This is a genomic window from Pollutimonas rozaliensis, assembly GCF_048751585.1.
Classification (GTDB): Bacteria; Pseudomonadota; Gammaproteobacteria; order Burkholderiales; family Burkholderiaceae_B.
The window spans coordinates 38,856-56,966 of sequence record NZ_JAZHOB010000006.1 but is presented as its reverse complement, the minus strand read 5'-3'; the positions used below and the strand labels follow the sequence as shown (position 1 = coordinate 56,966).

At 60.5% G+C, this 18,111-nt stretch carries 11 protein-coding genes; 6 read left to right on the top strand and 5 right to left on the bottom strand.

The features are described 5' to 3' along the window. The first annotated feature begins 648 nt into the window (after positions 1-648). From V0R37_RS12070 to V0R37_RS12060, 3 genes are read left to right on the top strand one after another with little or no spacing between them, the layout of a single operon-like run. Entirely contained in the window at positions 649-1,020 is a 372-nt protein-coding gene (locus V0R37_RS12070; protein WP_420374759.1) for a TIR domain-containing protein, read from the top strand. Between the two features lie 23 nt (positions 1,021-1,043). After that, positions 1,044-2,018, top strand: coding sequence for a caspase family protein (locus tag V0R37_RS12065; RefSeq protein ID WP_420374758.1), 975 nt, complete (start codon positions 1,044-1,046; stop codon positions 2,016-2,018). A gap of 27 nt (positions 2,019-2,045) precedes the next feature. Then, complete coding sequence (locus V0R37_RS12060; RefSeq protein WP_420374757.1) at positions 2,046-2,525, top strand: toll/interleukin-1 receptor domain-containing protein; 480 nt, start codon at positions 2,046-2,048, stop codon at positions 2,523-2,525. 26 nt (positions 2,526-2,551) lie between these two features. On the opposite strand, the gene V0R37_RS12055 is transcribed toward V0R37_RS12060, so the two are convergent. The 3 genes from V0R37_RS12055 to V0R37_RS12045 all read right to left on the bottom strand — a co-directional run bounded on the left by V0R37_RS12055 (position 2,552) and on the right by V0R37_RS12045 (position 5,621). Continuing rightward, the gene (locus V0R37_RS12055) at positions 2,552-3,061 is read right to left on the bottom strand and encodes a JAB domain-containing protein (protein ID WP_420374756.1); all 510 of its coding nucleotides are present in this window, start codon (positions 3,059-3,061) and stop codon (positions 2,552-2,554) included. Between the two features lie 549 nt (positions 3,062-3,610). After that, the gene (locus V0R37_RS12050) at positions 3,611-4,192 is read right to left on the bottom strand and encodes a hypothetical protein (RefSeq protein WP_420374755.1); all 582 of its coding nucleotides are present in this window, start codon (positions 4,190-4,192) and stop codon (positions 3,611-3,613) included. A 70-nt stretch (positions 4,193-4,262) separates the two neighbouring features. Beyond that, positions 4,263-5,621 carry a tyrosine-type recombinase/integrase gene (locus V0R37_RS12045; protein ID WP_420374754.1) on the bottom strand — a complete coding sequence of 453 codons (1,359 nt, stop codon included), beginning with the start codon at positions 5,619-5,621 and terminating at the stop codon, positions 4,263-4,265. A 429-nt stretch (positions 5,622-6,050) separates the two neighbouring features. On the opposite strand from V0R37_RS12045, the gene V0R37_RS12040 reads away from it, so the two are divergent. From V0R37_RS12040 to V0R37_RS12030, 3 genes are all read left to right on the top strand, one after another. Next, positions 6,051-6,371 carry a hypothetical protein gene (locus V0R37_RS12040; protein ID WP_420374753.1) on the top strand — a complete coding sequence of 107 codons (321 nt, stop codon included), beginning with the start codon at positions 6,051-6,053 and terminating at the stop codon, positions 6,369-6,371. A 371-nt stretch (positions 6,372-6,742) separates the two neighbouring features. After that, complete coding sequence (locus tag V0R37_RS12035) at positions 6,743-7,078, top strand: type II toxin-antitoxin system HicB family antitoxin (RefSeq protein WP_420374752.1); 336 nt, start codon at positions 6,743-6,745, stop codon at positions 7,076-7,078. A gap of 178 nt (positions 7,079-7,256) precedes the next feature. Further along, positions 7,257-7,892: a 4'-phosphopantetheinyl transferase family protein gene (locus tag V0R37_RS12030; RefSeq protein ID WP_420374751.1), complete on the top strand. Its 636-nt coding sequence runs from the start codon at positions 7,257-7,259 to the stop codon at positions 7,890-7,892. Here V0R37_RS12030 and V0R37_RS12025 read toward each other — a convergent pair. Both V0R37_RS12025 and V0R37_RS12020 read right to left on the bottom strand, forming a co-directional pair. Next, positions 7,856-14,863, bottom strand: coding sequence for a non-ribosomal peptide synthetase (locus V0R37_RS12025; protein ID WP_420374750.1), 7,008 nt, complete (start codon positions 14,861-14,863; stop codon positions 7,856-7,858). The genes V0R37_RS12030 and V0R37_RS12025 overlap by 37 nt on opposite strands. Beyond that, complete coding sequence (locus V0R37_RS12020) at positions 14,860-18,111, bottom strand: amino acid adenylation domain-containing protein (RefSeq protein WP_420374749.1); 3,252 nt, start codon at positions 18,109-18,111, stop codon at positions 14,860-14,862. The genes V0R37_RS12025 and V0R37_RS12020 overlap by 4 nt, the downstream gene beginning before the upstream one ends.

The window sequence follows — 18,111 nt, the reverse complement described above, 5'->3', positions numbered from 1 at the left end:
CTCCTGACAAATAAAAAATTAGTTTGCTGTTCACCGCACACCGGATTCCAAGATTCGGCCGCCCAAGCTGTTGGGCTTTTTAATGTGCGGTCGGCACGAAGAACCCGGTCGGCCTCGTTGCCACCGTCTTTCCTGAGTTCGTCGCCCGCGACGGTCAGGAGCCCACGAACGTGGGCCGTCAAGGAAGAAAGCGACAGGTAGGTGCGGCCCGCAGGCGAAGCCGAGGACACGGCCTGGCGCGCCTTGACGGCACGCGGCCACGGGCTACAGTCGCGGATAAGGTGATGAAGTCAGGAAAGATGGCTGGACAGGCAACGGCCATCCTATGGTGCTGCCCGCACGCAAGCACAAGCGCGCAGGCCCGAAGCGGGGAGCCGGGCCGTAGGCGTCAGGGATGTGCAGGGCTGACCAATGTCAGTCCCGTCAGGGATGAGCGTCGAGCGAACCCGAAGCAGCGCGGTGCGCGAAGCGCAGACGCACAGCGACTCAAGTGCATCAAAAACTAAATGGAGGGCTGGTGGTCTGGAAGCTCATGACTACATTGGTAGAGAATGCAATTCTTATGTAACATCATGGCTTATGATGTTATAAAAAATTTCCCTGCTGGAAAATCTATGTACCCCATCAGCACGACTAAAAGAGGACGGCATGGCAGATAAAAAAGTAATCTTCGTAGCATTTTCAATCGAGGATGAGAGACAAAGAGACTTCCTCAAAGGCCAGTCTCTCAATACGAACTCATCCTTTGAATACATAGATATGTCCGTCAAGGAAGCCTATGCATCAGAGTGGAAAGAGAAAGTTCGTACTCGAATCCGCAGATCAGATGGCGTAATAGTTCTGGTCAGCAAAAACTCCCTAACTTCAAGTGGACAAAAATGGGAAATTGCATGTGCCCGCGAAGAAGGAAAGAAAGTTTTAGGTATCTGGGCCTATACAGATGACCGAACAACATTGGATGGTGTTCGCACTGTTACATGGACATGGGACGCTATTAAGACTTTCATCGACAGTCTTTAATTCATATTTGAGGAAATTGCACCATGCGCATGGCTCTCATTGTTGGCATCAATCACTACGAACATGGTGGTTCTCTGTATGGATGTGTTGATGACGCTCATGCCGTAAAAGCGGTATTGGAACGCCACGGTGACGGGTCAATTAATTTTGATTGCCGGATGTTTACTGGAACAGGCCCAACAGATCGAGTTGATCGCTCACTTCTGAAAGACAGGGTGAATGACCTGTTTACAGCGCAAACCGATATCGCGTTATTTTATTTCGCCGGTCATGGGCATATCGAAGCGACAGGAGGATATCTTTTAGCAACCGACTCCCGGCGTGGTGACGAGGGGCTATCCCTCTCCGACGTCCTGACGATGGCCAACAACTCGCCATCCAGAAACAAAATCATCATTCTTGATAGTTGCCACTCAGGTATCGCCGGTACACCGCCAGCTCCCGGAAACCTTGCGAGTTTGGCAGAAGGCCTGACTATCCTTACTGCATCTTCCGCCGAACAATACGCAACAGAGGAAAACGATAGAGGGGTATTCACAACGCTGCTCGTCGATGCGCTACATGGAGGCGCATCCAATCTGACTGGGGACATTACCCCAGGTAGCATTTACGCGCATGTCGATCAATCTCTTGGGGCTTGGGAGCAACGTCCGATTTTTAAGACGAATGTGAGGCAGTTCGTCTCATTGCGCAAGGTTTCACCGCCCATCGCTCTTGATGAGCTACGACGGCTTACGGAGCTCTTTCCAAGACAAGGATATGAATTTGAACTTGATCCCTCGTTCGAGCCTGAATCGAAAGGACGGGACGCAGACATGCCAGCACCAGTGCCGGAGAACACGAGAAAATTCGCTGTCCTACAACGATATAACCGTCTAAATCTTGTCGTCCCCGTAGATGCCCCTCATATGTGGCACGCCGCCATGCAAAGTAAAAGTTGCCGGCTTACCGCTTTAGGCGAGCACTATCGTCGCCTAGTTGAAAAGAAACGCATATAAAAAGCTCTTATGCAAAGGTTCTCAGTAGTGAAAATATTCTTATCTCACCAAAAGCATGATTCAGAAACTGCTAAAAGCGTACAAAGCCACCTAAAAGCCAAACATGGTATAGATTGCTACCTTGACGTCATAGATCCTGGGATTAAATTTGGTGAAGACATTGCGAGTCACGTCAGAGCAGAATTGGCTCGATGCACTCAATTATTGGCCATCGTGTCTGAAGCGACCAAGCTATCATGGTGGGTGCCGTGGGAGATTGGCGTTGCCACAGAAAAAGACTATCCTCTCGCAACCTTTGGACGGGGCGTAACAATTCCAGAATATTTAAAGAAGTGGCCATACCTTCAAACCATGGCTGACCTTGATAAATACGCTAAAGTTTCAAGTACAACATCGCAGCGAAGCCTCACGGCGAGCATGGAGTCTAGATCTTCTGGGTCGGTCCCCTATAAGTTCAACGCGACAGAGCATTTCTACAAAACTCTTCGCGCCGAACTTGGACAATAAGCAGAAAGGGGCCGAAGCCCCCATCCTTACAGCAAGCCCCGCTCAGCAAATGATGTGGTCTTCTGGCCGGCCACAACAATGTGATCCAGCATGCGGATATCCATGAGCGTCAGCGCCTGCTTCAGATGTGCGGTCAGCGCCTCGTCCGCCGCGCTAGGCTCGGGCACCCCGCTAGGGTGATTATGCGAGACGATCACAGCGGCCGCATGACGGTCAAGTGCCGCCCTGACGACTTCACGCGGATAGACCGAGGTCTGGTTGAGCGTGCCCTGGAACATCTCCACGTATTCGATCAAACAATGCTGCGAGTCCAGAAACAGCACAGCAAACACTTCCACGTCCAAGCCAGACAGTTTCGTGGTCAGGTACTCCTTGACTACCGCAGGTGAGGAAAAAGCGGTGCCGCGCGTCATCTTCTGGTCAACGACCTGACGGGCCGCTTCAAGAATCTGATCGCTGGATGCCGGTAGATAGCAGCCTTGTGCGTCACGCACCAGCAACGTGGAATCAAAAGAGGAAAGGGACTGTTGAAACATGATCGTGCTCCGGTTACTCGGGCGGAATTGCCCGGAACCGTGTTCAGCACGGCGCAGCGCAAGCAGTCAGGGGTCGCAGACGGCCGTAGGCCGCAAGCGTGCCAGCATGCGCAGCCCTTGACAGCGAGCACGTCGTGATACGGTGAAGGGAACAGCAAGCCGCCCCTCTCGGCCAGCAAACCATGCCGGTTGGGGTTGGCAAGCGCAGCGCGCAGGCGTCAGCGATGTGCAAGGCGGACATCGTCCGTCCCGTCAGGGATGAGCTGACTAGCGAACCTGGAAAACCGCGACCGGCATTGACCGGGGACGCTCAACGCATTCGATTGGATGGACAAGCGCCTGTTGGCCGTAACCCTATGATTAGACTTGCATAATGATCTTGACCGCTAGCCCACAAACGAGTATGCTTATACACAGATGGATGTACTGGGGCCTGCAAAGGTGTCTATCTGCCCCCTGGAAACAGGGTTCAGCCGTGCTGATATTGAAGAGCACCCGCGAAACGAAGCGCCGCATAAGCGGCGCTTCGCCTTTTCAGCGTCCGTTTTGCTAGCGTCGATGATGGCTAGGGTCGCGCAGCGGCTCCCCTCTAAACACCTTGGCCGCCATCACCTGAAAACGAATCCTGCCCTTTCGCTCATGCGGCACACCAGGGCCAGGCGTACCGGGTGCGCGAACATAGGCGCTTTCCACCACCATACGCAGTGCATTGCTTTCCTGCCGGCGCAACCGGAAGTAAATCTCATAGTCCACTTCCCGGCCTTGGTCGTCGATCGCACGGATGACCAGCCAGTTTCCCTGCCCAGTGAAGTTGCAGAAATGTCCATCCAGCGTGCGCACCAACGCCGGCAACGATAACGACCAGCGGTAGCGGTCGAAGCAGAAGGCCCGCGCAACTTGACGGTGATCGAGTATCCGTCGATCCTGCCCTAAGACGTCAAAGTCAAGGATTTCACCTTCCTTCGGCCCAAAAGACACGCAATGCGAAGTGAACTCGACTTCGATGCGCAATATCAGGGCCGGGTAGCGGGCCGTCGCTGCAATGGCCAATTCGAAGGTCGGGCCACGCATATGCGAAAGATCGTAGCGAGTACCACCGACCTCAATGAATCCCTGCCCGACGTAGCTCATCCACCTCATGATGCGGCCACTCCGTTGCCCATAAGACGCATGGATACTTCCGGCATGGGTGACCCCAGCATCAGGCTACTTCCACTGCGGGCTCGGGGAGCACGGCCAAAGCGTCTTCGGCGATATCCGAAACAGGCATGGCTTCCGGTGCAGTGCGCCGGGCAGTTTTCTCGGCAGCCGTATTGACGATGAAATCCGCCACGATCTGCCAGCCAGCCCGCAACTGTGCCTCACCCTTGCCGACGTAATGGCCCAGGGTCACATCATTGCTCGTAGAGTGGTTAATCATCCGCTTGAGCACGCCACCCGAAACCAGCTCTTCGGCAATCGTCGTGAAGGTCGCACGCATATCATGTCCCTGCACCGTCGTACCTGCCTGCTTGTTGATCCAGGTCAGCGTCTTGCGGGCATCTGTAATGGAAAACAGCGGCTCGCCGGGTTCGCGTCCTTCGCATGCCTCCTTGGCGATAGCCAATGCTTCCCGCGACAACAGCAGCAGGTAGTTGCTGCGGTTCTTGGTGTCGATCAGCAGAATGCGGCCGGTTTCGAGGTTCACGTCCCGTATTCTGATGGGTTCGTAATCATATTTCTTCGCGCCGAGGATTTCGACACCACGGCAACCCGTGAGCAGTTGGAAGCGGTAGTAGTTCGCCGCCACACGGCGGGGGCTGGCGCAAGCCGCCAACCACCAGGCGCCCAGGTTCTCTGCTGGTATCGGCGTCGGGTCGCCACTTGACGCTTTAATCACAATACGATCACGTCCCGCTGTGGTTTGACTCAATGGGCTGTTGGAAATGTGGATACCATGCCATCGCAGAACCGCTCGCAAGACTTGCATGGAATAGTCCGCCTGCCGCCTGGAACGCTTCAACAGATCGTTATAGGTAGCCCAAATGGCTTTCGCTGTGATTGCCGTCATAGGAATGTGGGCCAGCGGCATCAATCCGCCATCTACAAACTTTCGGCCATTCTTGCCGACCTTGCCTGGTGCCACCATCTTCATGTATTCAGATTTGGTGCGTGATTTGAGCGGCAGACCATCTTTAGCGCGGCACTTTTTATCGACATATTCCTTGACGCCTTCCTTGAGCGTCAGCGCATCGACTGCGGCTTGCTGCTGCGCTTCGGCTTCGGCGAGCAACCGGGTTTCCTCTTCCGCCGGCCAGTCAATTCCCGAACGCGCCAGAGCCCGGATGCGTTGCCCCTCTGCGCAAGCATCAGCCAGCTTGATCTGACCCGGACTGTCCCCGTACTCCTGGGGTAATGTGTATTGGCGTTCATCCTTCGCACCCTTAACGGTATACCGAACCAGGACAGTTCGCAGACCGTCAGCTGCAATCCGCAATTGCACACCACGATCTATGGTGATTCTGTACGACTTGTCCTTAGGCTTATAGGCTTCGATGGCACGATAGGTAAGAGCGGGCATGATTGGCTTCCTTGCCGGTACGGAGCGCCCAAGCCTTGGGGGGCAGTGAATGGCTTATCCGTGTCCGAACTGTGTCCGAAAAATCTGAAGATCAGATGCCACTCAATGAGACTACAAAAAACAAAATACGTCAATAACCATTTGATTTTGAAAGGATTTTATTGTCTCACCTAGTCTTATTAAATCTCATTAAAACTCTGATTTTCATGACTGTTAATCCGCAGGTCACTGGTTCGAACCCAGTTCGGGGAGCCAAGAATATCGAAGAAAATAGCCAATTAAATCAATTGGCTATTTTTTTTTAGGATTTTTCAGCATATCTTTTTGTGTTCTTTGCTACGACACAAACAGACATTTCGTGCAAATTCCGTGCACGAAAATAGGAACCGGACGTTTCTCCAACGTCATGCTTTAGGGGTTCCAACACACATGTATATCCAAAAACAAGCTAACGGCACATATCGAGTCTGGGTGCGCCGCCGTGGCCGAAGCACCAGCTCCACCTTTGATCGTAAAGCCGATGCGGAGGCGTTTGGCCGCAAGATTGAAGCGGCCATCGAGGCTGGCGCGTCTGTCGGATACCAGCGAATTAAGTCCAGCATCCTGGCGGACCTGCTACGCCTCTATAAGGCAAATGTGATTCCCGAACGCCGTAACCCTACGCAAGAGAAACAGCGTATCAAGCATTGGCTAGACAATCTGTCATTCCGCCATATTCAATTCTGGCGTGATGGCATACCCAGTGAGTAATGACATACACAGCGGAGTTTGCAGACTCGGCGCTTAGCTCATCCACGTCTCCCCTAAGTACACCGCCGCGTCTGGCACTTTAGATTCAAGGCAAAAGCCTTAAGTCTAAAGTCGATAGCGACGGACTCAGCGCCTTCTCGTTGACAGGGGACAACATTTAAAAATCGATACTAGACTGCCCACCTCGCGCAGCCTAGTCATCTAAACTTCCCGAAGACTACACCGACTGGTTCTGGTTTGCACCCATCCAGGAAGGCATTCCCCGTGTGCATGCGGAGCGTAGAAATAAGTTTCTTGTTAACAGTACTAATTTTTAGTACTGTTAGGCCTATGAAAGCCAACCACCAGTTGGGAGAAAACGGAGTGAAACCATGAAGAACGTGATGACTATTGACGGCCAACAGGCCGTTATTACCTACGATCCGGATATTGAAATGTTCCGGGGGGAATTTGTCGGCTTGAACGGCGGCGCTGATTTTTATGCGCCCGATGTTGCCGGCTTGCGTCACGAGGGCGAACTTTCGCTTAATGCCTTCATGGACGAATGTGCCAAGCGCGGTATTGAGCCGCACAAGAGTTTTTCAGGGAAATTCGTCTTGCGAGTTGCTCCCGAAGTCCACCATGCCGCCGCCATTGCCGCGGCAGCCAATGGAGAAAGCCTTAACCAGTGGGTGGCAGGCGCCATTCAAGAAGCTGCTCACGCATAAATAATAAGCGCTTGTGCTACCTCTCTCCCTGAGCACTGCCGCACTCGACGACAAAGCGTCCGTCACCGCCGCAGCAACCGTACTCACATTGCGTATCGGGCTAACCAATGGCCAAGTCCGACTCGATACCGCATACGACCCTATCCCGCCAGGCCCTTGCCAAGTCTGGCAGTGGCGCATGACCGTCGATTCCGAAACCCTGACTGCTTGCCACGCTCTTCTGTCACCGCAAGAGCAACAGCGGGCCGACTCCTTCCTGCTGCGGCGCGCGCGCGACGTCTTCGTACAGGTCCGGGCGTTGTTGCGGCTTCTGCTCGGCCAAGAACTAGGCAAGAGCCCCCGCGACATCCAATTCAACTATGGCGAATTCCTGAAGCCTGCCCTGGCGGACAACATCAGCGATACGCATTTCAATGTGGCGCATTCCGGCGACTATGCCTTGATCGCCATCGCACATGGAACCGAAGTAGGTGTGGACATTGAACACATGCGCCCTAGAAACGACTTGGCCGGCCTCGCGGCGCAGATTCTATCTCCATCGGAGGCACAACGCTGGGAATCCCTGGATGGCGAAGAATGCGTCAAGGCGTTCTTCGCCGCCTGGACGGCCAAGGAAGCCGTGTCCAAGGCCGTGGGGCAAGGCCTGCAACTGGATTTCAAGATGCTGGAAACAGGCCTGGCGGCGCAGGCTGCGAACGGCCATGGCGCAGCAGTGCAAACGTTGCAGGCCAAGGGGTTCGGCCGCTGCAATGTGTTTGCACTGCCGGCGCCCAGCGATTATTCCGCCGCCCTGGCCTTGCGCTCCAAGGATTGATCGTCCGGCAATAGATGACTGATGGCCTGGGCCACCTGATCGGCGGTATCCTGGCCCAGCATGCTGACATGGTCGCCCTCGACATAATGCACGGCGATGACCATGTCCGTATAGTCCTGCCATCCCATGGCCGGCAAGGCCAATTGGGCATTTTCCTGGTCGCCCAGGTCGCTCGCAAGCGGCTGGGCCGCCCTGACTATCGCCAATGGCAGATCCCGGCAACTGGACGATACGGGCTGGTAGGCCAAGTAGGCCTCATATTGCACAAGGCTGCAATGATGGGCGCGCCGCAGCCATGACGCCGTGGCGGCCGACGGCACCAGGCCGGCCGCATGCGAACGCGCCAACGCCAGGTCGAAGCGTTGCTCGGCGGGCAAGGCCAGCAGCTCGCCCAGTTCCAGCGGCGTCTGCCTGCCTTGAAAGCGCGCCCGCACATCGACCATCCGCAGCAGCCACTCGGCCTGCGCATGATCGGGATCGGCATTCAGGATGGATACCCGCGGCAAGGGTGCGGGGGTATCCAGGATGAGGACACGCTCCGGCATGCGCCCTTGCGCCGCCAGTTGGCGCGCCATCTCGAACGCCACCATGCCGCCGAAAGAATAGCCGCCTATCCAGCGGGGCGCCGGCTGGCCGCGCGCGGCCAGGGCATGCAGATTGGCCTCGGCCAGGGCTTGAACGGTAGGTAGCGGCTCTTGACCCTCTTCGAGCCCGGGCGCCTGGAGCGCCCAGAATGGAATCCTCGGCGGCATGGCGCGTGCCAGGTCCAGGAAGACGCTGACATCTCCCGCGATGGGGTGCACGCAGATGAAAGGTTCCCGCTTGCCTTCCTGCTCCCGCTTATCGCTCATTACAACGATAGGCGACCAGACTTGCCCCTTCTGGATGGCCGCCGCCAGGGAGGCGATGGTCCGATGCTCAAGCAGCAAGGAAATCGGCACAGGCCTATCCAGCGCCGCCCCCAGTCTAAGGGCAAGCTGGGTCAGCTCGAGCGAGGTCAGCCCCAGTTGCCAGAAGTCCGTATCCAGGCCGCAATCCACGGCGGAGCCGGTTTCGGACAGGCCTGGAACGAGGTCGGTCACGATAGCGGCGATACGCGCTTCCAGCGTGCTGCGCGGACGCGTCGACAGGCGCAAGCCACCTGTGGCGGGCCTTGGCGCCATGTCCGCAAGCGGCAAGGAAACCGGGCGAGGCAGCATGGCCAGGGGTTGGTCCGCGGCATCCGGCATGGCTGTCAGGATGGCGGCAAGGGCCTCCAGGGCCGCCTGACCGTCTTCGGGCTTGCGATCGTCAATGGGCTGCACCAGCGACAACACCATGGCGTCGCCCGGAACCGCAACAAAGGTCAGGTCGTACGCCGTCTTCAAGCGCGACTGCACCGTCTCCACCGTCAGTCCTTCGGCGCCGGCCCAGGCGCTGGTTCCGGACGCCAGGTTCTCGACGACGACCAAGGTATCGAACAAGGTTCCGGCGGAGGCGTTGACCGCTTCGGCGATCTCGGCGGGCGACAAATAGGCATGTTGTTGCAGTTCGCCCAGCAATCCATGCAGTTGCGCAAGACCGTCGCCCACTGTCGCATGGTCATCCAGGCGAAACCGAACAGGCAGGTTGTTGATGAACAGGCCGACGATGCTTTCCACCCCGGCCACTCCAGCGGGCCGTCCGCTGACCGTTGTGCCGAAGACCACGTCCTGGCAATCCAGGCGGCCTGCCAGCCAGACAGCCCAGGCGAAGTGCATGGCGGCCGCCAGCGTCAATCCACGCCGGCGGGTGAATGCCACAAGGGCGCGAGTGGCTGATCTGGACAAGGTCAGCTTGGTGGTGATGTAGCCGCTGGCGGCCATGCGGGCCGGCGCACGCAGGCGACGGCGCATCGGCAGATCGCTCAGTGCGTCGGCAAAAAAGCGGCGGCTGGCCGTGCTGTCGTTGTGCGACAGCCAATCTATATAGCTCTTGTACGCGGCGGGTTGATCCAGCAGGGCCGGCCGCCCGCTGCGGAAGCTTTCGTAGGCGGCGCGCACTTCACGCTCAATCCGCCCCAAGCACCAGCCATCGACCAGCAGATGATGAAAGCTGGATATCAAGTACAGTTCGTCGCTGGCGGTCTGTATGACGTGCAGCCTTAGCAAGGGCGCCGCCGACAGCTCGAAGCCGCGCGCACGATCCGCCGCCAGGAAATCGTCCAAGCGCGATGGATCGAACCGGGGCCAGTTATGGGCTTCCAGCGGCAGGCCGACCCGTCGGTGGACGACCTGCATGGGGCGTGCCAGGCCCCGCCAATGGAAGGCGGTGCGCAGCACATCATGGCGGTCAAGAACGGTTTGCCAGGCATGGGCCAAGGCATCGTGGTCCAGTGCGCCGCGTATGCGCATGCAGCTTTGTTCGAAGTTGACCTCCGACCGGCCCGCCGCCAGGGTATGCACCAGCATCGCCTCCTGCATGGGCGACAAGGGATAGATGTCCTGGACATCGCGGGCGCCGGCCAACAGGGTTTGCAGTTCGCTTTCGCTGAGTCCGGCCAGCGGAAAATCGGCCGGCGTGTACAGCGGGCCGGCCTGCCCGCCCGTATACGCGAGGGTTTCCAGAATAGCGGCGATGCGCCGCAGCAGGTCGCTTGCGCCGCCCGCCGGCTCTTGCCCGGCCCAGGCCAGGCGGAGCCGGCCTTCGCGGATACCGGCCAGCAACATGCCGCGCACCGAGGGGCCGAATGCAGGCGGCGAATACAGCGCTGCCCGGCTGTCCGCACCCTGGGCTGCGGACCAGGCCACCCCGACGCCGGCCATGGGCAGGTCGAAAGTGTGAGCCAGAACACGAAAGACGGGCCCCGCCGGCTCGACGGCCTGCCTGGCCACCTTGACGGCCCGCAAGCGGTCCTGAATCGCCATGGGCCCGGTCGGGGCCGCGACGGGCAGCACGCACTCCAGATTACCGGCCAAGCCATCTGTTTTTGGCCTACCCCGAGATGACCGGCGTTCTGTATCAATCGCTTCGATCAGCAGGTTTTTTTCCTGGCAAGACGTCGCGGCTGCTTCGGCAAGCGCGGTGCACAACAGGTCCAGCGGCGAGGTCATCAACCGGTTTGCTGCAAGATCGATCAAAGCCTCTGTGGTGGCGTAGTCAAGCAGGCAATCGGCCACCACTGTGTCCCGGTCTTCCGGCTCGCCGACGGCCAGCAGTTCGGCGCTCGCGCTTTGCGCGGCGGCTTCGAGCGCGGCCAAGCCGGGGCCGGCCGCCTGCGCATCGGCTTGCATCCGCAAGCAGTCCAGCCAGGCGCCCAGCCCGCCCGCCTGTTCGCCCGCAGCCGTGGGCATCGAGCCTAAGGTCAAGGCTTCTTCCAGATCCCCAAGAACAAGCGCCGCCGTTCTTTCATCGGCGACAGCCCGATGCAGCGCCAGCACGACCACGCCGCCCGCGTTCGACTGACGGTCGATCAGAGTAGAAGCGACCACCACGCCGGTTTCAAGCTGCAGCCCCCGTCCCAGGCGTTCCGCATGCTGATCCACCCAGCCCTGCAACTGCGCATCGGGCAGGCCCGGCACTTCTATCGTACGTATGGGCAGGCGCGCGGTGTATGCCATGATCTCCACACGCTGGGCTTCGCCATCCCGCACCCAGCGCAAGCGCAACGCTTCGTGGCGTTCGGCCAGACGCTGCATGGCCAGCGCCAGTTCCAGCACCGTTACAGGCCGCGCCAGCCGTAGGCTGGCCAGCAGAAATGCCCGGCCAGCGCCGCCATGAGGCGATGCCGGAACCAGTTCGGCATCGAAAATCTGTTCACTGGCGATGCGCCGCGTGCGGGCGCGCGCCCCGGCCGCCGACTCGGCCAGCAGCCTGATGGTTTGCAACTGGAATACATCAGTGGGAGCCAGGGGCAAGCCGGCCGCCGTCGCACGCGCCGCCATGCGTATCGCGGTGATGGAGTCCCCGCCGACATGAAAGAAATTGTCGTCGATGCCCACGCCCTCCAGCCCAAGGAGCGCCGTCCAGATGTCATGCAATATGCCCTCTTCCTCGCTGCGGGGAAGCGCCCTTTCGGCGGCCCCATCCAGGTGCTGGTCCTGAACCGCGGGCAGCGCCTTGCGATCCACCTTGCCATTGGCATTCAGCGGCAGGGCATCCAGGACGACATAGGCATGAGGCAGCATATGGGCCGGCAACAGGCCTTCTAGGAACCGGCGCAGATCCGCCGAGGCGGGCGGCGTCGAAACGGGCACGACATAGGCGACCAGTTGACGGTCGCCGCCATTGTGTCGGGGCGCCGCCACGTGGACGGCGCGCAGTTCGGGATGCCGTCCCAAGGCGGCGGCCACCTCTGCCAGCTCGATGCGAAAACCCCGCAGCTTGATCTGGTCGTCGGCGCGGCCGGCAAAAAGCACAGTGCCATCGGGCCGCCAGCGGCCATGGTCGCCGGTACGATACATCCGCGCGCCGGAACTGTCGTCGTAAGGATCGGGCAAAAAAGCCGCCGCCGTGCGCTCGGGGTCGCCCGCATATCCGATGGCCACGCCGTCGCCCCCGACATAGATCTCGCCGATGACGCCGGGCGGCAGCGGCTGGCCGCGCCGATCCAGTATGTAGACGGTGCTGTTGGCGACCGGAGAGCCGATGGGAACATCCAGGCTGTCCGGGCCCAGTTTAGATAGATCGTAGAAAGTGCTGAAGGTGGTGTTTTCAGTAGGTCCGTAACAGTTCAACAGGCGCAGTCCGGTTCCGGCGCCGGCGGCCAGCACGGCGCGCGCCGCATCGCCATTGACGGCGTCGCCGCCCGTCATGACCAGGCGATTGCCCGCAAAGACGCCGGGGTCGATGCCGGCCAATTCTTGGAACAGGCCGGCGGTCACCCAAAAAACGTTGATGCGGTCGCGTTCCAGCAACTGCCGCAGCCTTGCGCAATCGAGTACGGATTCCTTGTCGACAACGACAGCCGTGCCGCCATTGAGCAGCGGCGCCCAAAGCTCCAGCGTCGACGCATCGAAGGCGGGATTGGAATAGACGGCGCTGCGGGTGTCGGGTCCGAATTGCGCATAGTTGGTGTCGCGCACCAGGCGAATGACGGCGCGCTGCGGAACGGCCACCCCCTTGGGTTCGCCGGTCGATCCGGATGTGAACATCACATAGGCTGCGGCGCCGGCAGCCACCTTGCCGTCCTCGAACGGCTCCAGCGCAGCCGCGGATTCAAACAAGGCTGCCGCACTGAGCGTGTCGCTGGAAAACTCCTTGCCGGCATCGTCATTGTCCATGATTACCGCGCGCGCCCCGATGGACGAGGCAAGCCGTGCGCGATGAGCGGATGGATGCGCCGGATCCAGCGGCACGTAGATGGCGCCCAGACGCAGGATGGCCAGCATCAGGACAATGAACCGAGCCGACAGGGGCAGGGCCAGCATGACGGCATCGCCCTGCCCGACGCCGGCCGCCGCCAGGGCGCTGGCCAGGCGGGCGGACTGCTGTGCCAGCGCCGCATAGCTCATGCACTGGCGGCGATCATCAATAGCGATGTGATCCGGAAAGGCGCTTGCAATCTCGTTGAACAGCTCGGCGATGGAAGCATCGCGCGGATAAGCCTGCCGATGGGTGTTGTAGCGGGCGATCAGGGCGCGGCCCATGTCAGGCCCGATCAAAGGCAGTTCGCCCACCGGCCGGTCCGGCGACTCGGCGGCGGCCGCCATGACGGTGCCGAACCACTCCAGAAGCTGCTGTATGGTGGCGGCCTCGAATATCGACGGATCGTAACGGCACCATAGCTCCAGTTCATCGCCGCCTGCACGGTAAACGAAGGAGAGATCCGCCTTGGCGGCCTGCTCGGCCTGGTCATCGATGATGCCGAACAGCGTGCCATCCGCAGCGCGCCGCGGCGGCGTACCGGCCTCCAGTGTGCCGAACAGGACCTGCATCAGCGGCGGCACATCGGATCGGCGCTCGATGCCCATTGCCTGAACAATACGCTGAAACGGCGCATCGCGATGCCGCAAACCTTCGTGGAATGTATGCCGCAGCGTGTCCAGCAACTGGGTAAAGCTCAGGTCGGATGCGCAGGCCAGACGCAGCGGCAAGGTATCGACCAGCATGCCCACCAGTTGCGATAATTCAGGACGTGTCCGCTTCGATACCGGCACAGTCACCACCAGATCTTCCAGGCCGCTCCAGCGGTGCAGGACGCTAAAAAAAACCGCCAGGAAGGCTAAAAAAGGCGTGGTTCCGCGTTGCCGCGCCAAGTCTTCCAGCACCGTCGCCTTTTCGCGCGGCAAGGTCAACCTTGCCGTAGCGCCCGCTTGCGGCCCGCCTTTCCCCCGCCGGCGATCCAGAGGCAGATCCAGCATGGCGGGAGCCTGGTCCAGCGCGCCACGCCAGTAGTCCAGCGCATCGGCCAGCGCCGGCGCATCCGGCGCCCCGAAGCGATCCTGCTCCCAGTCGGCGTAGTCCGGATACTGCAAGGCCAGTTCATCCCAATTGGGCGGCGTATTTCGCTGAACCCCATCGTAAGCGGCAACTAGATCGTCCAGCATGATGGGCAGCGACCCGCCATCGGCAATTGCATGATGCAGGACGATAATCATGGCCATCGGGCAATCGGCATACGAGCCTTGGGCAGGTTCAAGCAGCGCCGCCCGCAGCAAAGGACCCTTGTCCATATCGAAAGGCTGGGCCAGCATGGAGGCGACCGCTGCGGTGACTTCCCCCTGCCAGGCGGCCGAATCGCCCGCCGCCTTGCCGATGCGTGCAAGTTCGATACGCCTGTCGTCGGCAACCGCCAGCACAGGGACGTCGTCCACGAGCGGCAGTGCGGCACGCAACACGTCATGGCGTTCGACTAGCGCGTCGAACGCGCGGCGCAAGGAATCGAGATCAGGATTACCGTGTATGGAAATGACCAGGGGAACGGCGTACTCGGACCCTCCCGCCTGCAACATATCCTGGTAGCGCAACTGTTGCTGCGCGAAGCTTGCCGAAGCAATGTAGCCGCTGCTCATTCCGCAGCGCCGGACGGCACCCCGCCGGCGGACAGGTCCACACGGGTACGCGCACGCTTGCGCAGACCGGACTCCTGGCCGGCTTCGCGGCCCGCCAGCCGCTGGGCGAAATCGGACAAAGCGGGCGCTTCGAACAAGTCGATCAGTTCGACGGCCAATTTCAGGTCTCGGCGCAGCCGGGAAACCATTTGCATGGCATCGAGCGATCGGCCTCCCACGGAAAAGAAATTATCGTGCCGGCCTATGACGGGGCAGCCAAGCACAGACTGCCATATCAGGGCGATGTCGCACTCCATCTTGCCTTGGGGCGGCGCGGACGCGGCTTGAAGGCGCTGCGGTTCGGGCAGCTTCAGCCTGTCCACCTTGCCGGCGGATGTATGCGGCAATTGTTCGTGAAGCAGGATATGCTGCGGCACCATGTAGGCGGGCAGCACGCCTTGCAGATGCTGAAGTACCGCTTCGCTGCCGGGCACCTGCATGCCCGCCACATGCGCAATCAATTGCGCCGCCGCCTGGCCGTCATGGCGAAGCGCCAGCACGATGGCCTCTTCCACACCCGGCATGTCACGCAGCCGCGCTTCGATTTCGGCCAATTCGATGCGGTAGCCGCTGATCTTTACCTGCTCGTCCTCGCGCCCCTGGAAGCGCAGCTTGCCGTCATGCCCAAGGGCGACGCGATCGCCGCTGCGGTAGGCGATGCCATAGCCGGCATCGTCGTGGAAAGGATTGGGAACGAAACGCTCGTCGGTCAGCGCCGCCTGGCCCACATAGCCTTGCGCAACGCCAGGTCCGGCGATCCAGAGTTCGCCAGGCACGCCCGCGGGGCACAAGCGATTGCGGCTGTCGACCACATACGTCCGCGTGCCGGGAATGGGGCGCCCTATAGGTACGGGGCCGACGACGCCCGGCAGGCATGCCTGCCAGGTGGCCCAGACCGTGGTTTCGGTGGGGCCGTATTCATTGGCCAGTGCAACATGGCGCAGCTTTGCGCAATGGCGTTCGACCAGATCCCGCGGGCATGCCTCGCCGGCCACCACCGCCAGTTGCAGCGTTGCGAAATCAGCCGCCTCGCCGGCGGACAGGACCAGGCTCCATTGCGATGGAATCATGATGGTCTGGCTTACGGCCGCGCTGCGTATCAGCGCGGCCAGGCGATCCGGGTCATTGGCCTCGATGGCGCGCGGCAATACCAGCGTGCCGCCCGTGGCAAGCGTGCCGAAGATGCCGGTGACCGAGCCATCGAAGATCAAGGGGAAGGTCAGCAGCAGGCGGCGATTGGGCCTGTCGGGATACGCCGCAACCCGGGCGGCGACGTGATAGGCCAGATTATCGTGGGTCACGGATACGCCCTTGGGACGTCCGGTCGAGCCCGATGTAAAGATGACATAGGCCTCGTCCGCCCCGCCCGGCATACCGGCCGCCGCCACGTCCGGCAGGGTCAGGCTTGCAGCCTCTGCGGAAAAACCGGCAAGGTCTTGCACGTCGACCAGGATAGCGCAGGCAAAGTCAGGCTGCCCGATGGCAATCACGGCAGCCGCCTGAGCCTGCGACACAATATAGCGCTTGCGCTCGGCCGGTGAATTCAGATCCAGCGGCACATAGGCTGCGCCGGACATCAGGGTACCCAGGATGGCGGCTATGCCCAGGGGGCTGCGTTCCAAGTGGATGGCGACGCGATGGCCGCTGGCTATGCCGGCGGCACGCAGGCGCAGGGCAATCTGCGCGGCGGCGCCCAGCAAGGCGGCATAAGTGATTTGTTCAGTGCCGTGCACCAAGGCCGGCATTTCGGGCTGCTCGATGGCATGGCGCAGGATGTCGCTGATAACCGTGGTTTCGGGGCGCAGCGCCTGAGGCATCCCCAGGCTGCCATCCAGTTGCGCCTTTGCGATGGCCGGCGGCACCGCGTCGATACGATCGACGGGACGGTCGGCCGATGCCGGCAAAACGCCCAGGGTATGGGCCAGCATATCCATCCGCAGCGCGGCCTCGGCGGGCGCGACATGGCGTTCGTCCACCATCAGGTGCACGGCCAGGCCGCCGCCGTGGCGCTCCACCATCAGGTTCAGCGGCATGTCGGGCAAGGTCACATCGCCGGTTTCGGCCAGGGCCAGTCCGGTGCCGGCCAAAGCGCCCTCTTCGTCCAGCGGATAGTTCTGAAACCCCACCAGGCTGTCGAAGGGCAGGACGCCGGGCGCCATGCCCAGCAAGGCGCGCAGATCGTCCATGCCGATGGAACCGGCGGCACGGGCGGATGCCGCCTGATTTTGCAAAGCCTTCAGCCAATCGCTCAGGGGACGCTCATCCACCCGAGCAATAACGGGCTGTATCTGTATCTGGATGCCGACCAGCCCGGCCAGTTCGCCGCTGTCGGCATCCGACGGGCGCAAGGCTTCGACCGCGCCGAAAATGACTGTGCCGCTGTCTTGCAAGCGGGCCTGCACCAAGGCCCATGCGGCTTGCACCAAGGTATTGACGGTAACGTGGGCGACCCGGGCGAAATCCTCGAGCTGATTCGCCAGCGTTGCGGACAGGTCGATCCGATGGGCACGAATTTTGGGGCTGTCCGCATCCGTGCTCGACACAAGGACGGCGCCGTTGGCAGAATCGCCGTTCTGCGGCATAGCAGCCAGCACATCGCTCCAGTGCTCGATGGCCGCAGCCGGATCACGGGATTTTTCCCAGTCGACATAACGGCGATAGGCCGGCGCCGGAGCAAGGGAAGGCGCCGTTCCGGCAATGCCCGAACGGTACAGCGCAAAGACCTCATCAAGAAGAATACCCAGCGACCAGCCGTCCACCGTCAGGTGATGACGCGTCCATACGAGTACGTGTCGCTCGGGCGTCAGACGCAGCAATGCCATGCGCATCAGGGGCGGTTTGCGGATATCGAAAGGGCGCGCCCTGTCCTGGGCCAGATAGTCGTCCAGACGGGGCCGCCAGTCGGCGTGCGAAGCCCAGTCAAGATGCGTCACGGCAAGTGCGGCCTGACGGTGCACCACCTGGAATGGATGATCTTTCAGATCCCAATGAAAACCGCTGCGCAAGGCGGTGTGGCGGCCCACAACGTGTTGCCAGGCATCGGCCAAGGCGGCGGCGTCCAGGGGGCCTTCCAGCACAGCCCACCATTGCCCCATATACAGCGGCTGATCCGGATAGGCCAGGCAACGCATGAGCAGCGCCTGTTGCATCCGGGTAAGCGGGTAGGCGTCTTCTATGGGTCGCAGCGCGGCAGCGGGAGTGGTTTGCAC

What these genes read in the sequence shown, in the direction of transcription:
- V0R37_RS12025 (WP_420374750.1), bottom strand. Translation starts at nt 14,863, where the DNA reads ATGAGCAGCGGCTACATTGCTTCGGCAAGCTTCGCGCAGCAACAGTTG.
- V0R37_RS12035 (WP_420374752.1), top strand. Translation starts at nt 6,743, where the DNA reads ATGAAGAACGTGATGACTATTGACGGCCAACAGGCCGTTATTACCTAC.
- V0R37_RS12055 (WP_420374756.1), bottom strand. Translation starts at nt 3,061, where the DNA reads ATGTTTCAACAGTCCCTTTCCTCTTTTGATTCCACGTTGCTGGTGCGT.
- V0R37_RS12065 (WP_420374758.1), top strand. Translation starts at nt 1,044, where the DNA reads ATGCGCATGGCTCTCATTGTTGGCATCAATCACTACGAACATGGTGGT.
- V0R37_RS12070 (WP_420374759.1), top strand. Translation starts at nt 649, where the DNA reads ATGGCAGATAAAAAAGTAATCTTCGTAGCATTTTCAATCGAGGATGAG.
- V0R37_RS12045 (WP_420374754.1), bottom strand. Translation starts at nt 5,621, where the DNA reads ATGCCCGCTCTTACCTATCGTGCCATCGAAGCCTATAAGCCTAAGGAC.
- V0R37_RS12030 (WP_420374751.1), top strand. Translation starts at nt 7,257, where the DNA reads ATGACCGTCGATTCCGAAACCCTGACTGCTTGCCACGCTCTTCTGTCA.
- V0R37_RS12050 (WP_420374755.1), bottom strand. Translation starts at nt 4,192, where the DNA reads ATGAGCTACGTCGGGCAGGGATTCATTGAGGTCGGTGGTACTCGCTAC.
- V0R37_RS12040 (WP_420374753.1), top strand. Translation starts at nt 6,051, where the DNA reads ATGTATATCCAAAAACAAGCTAACGGCACATATCGAGTCTGGGTGCGC.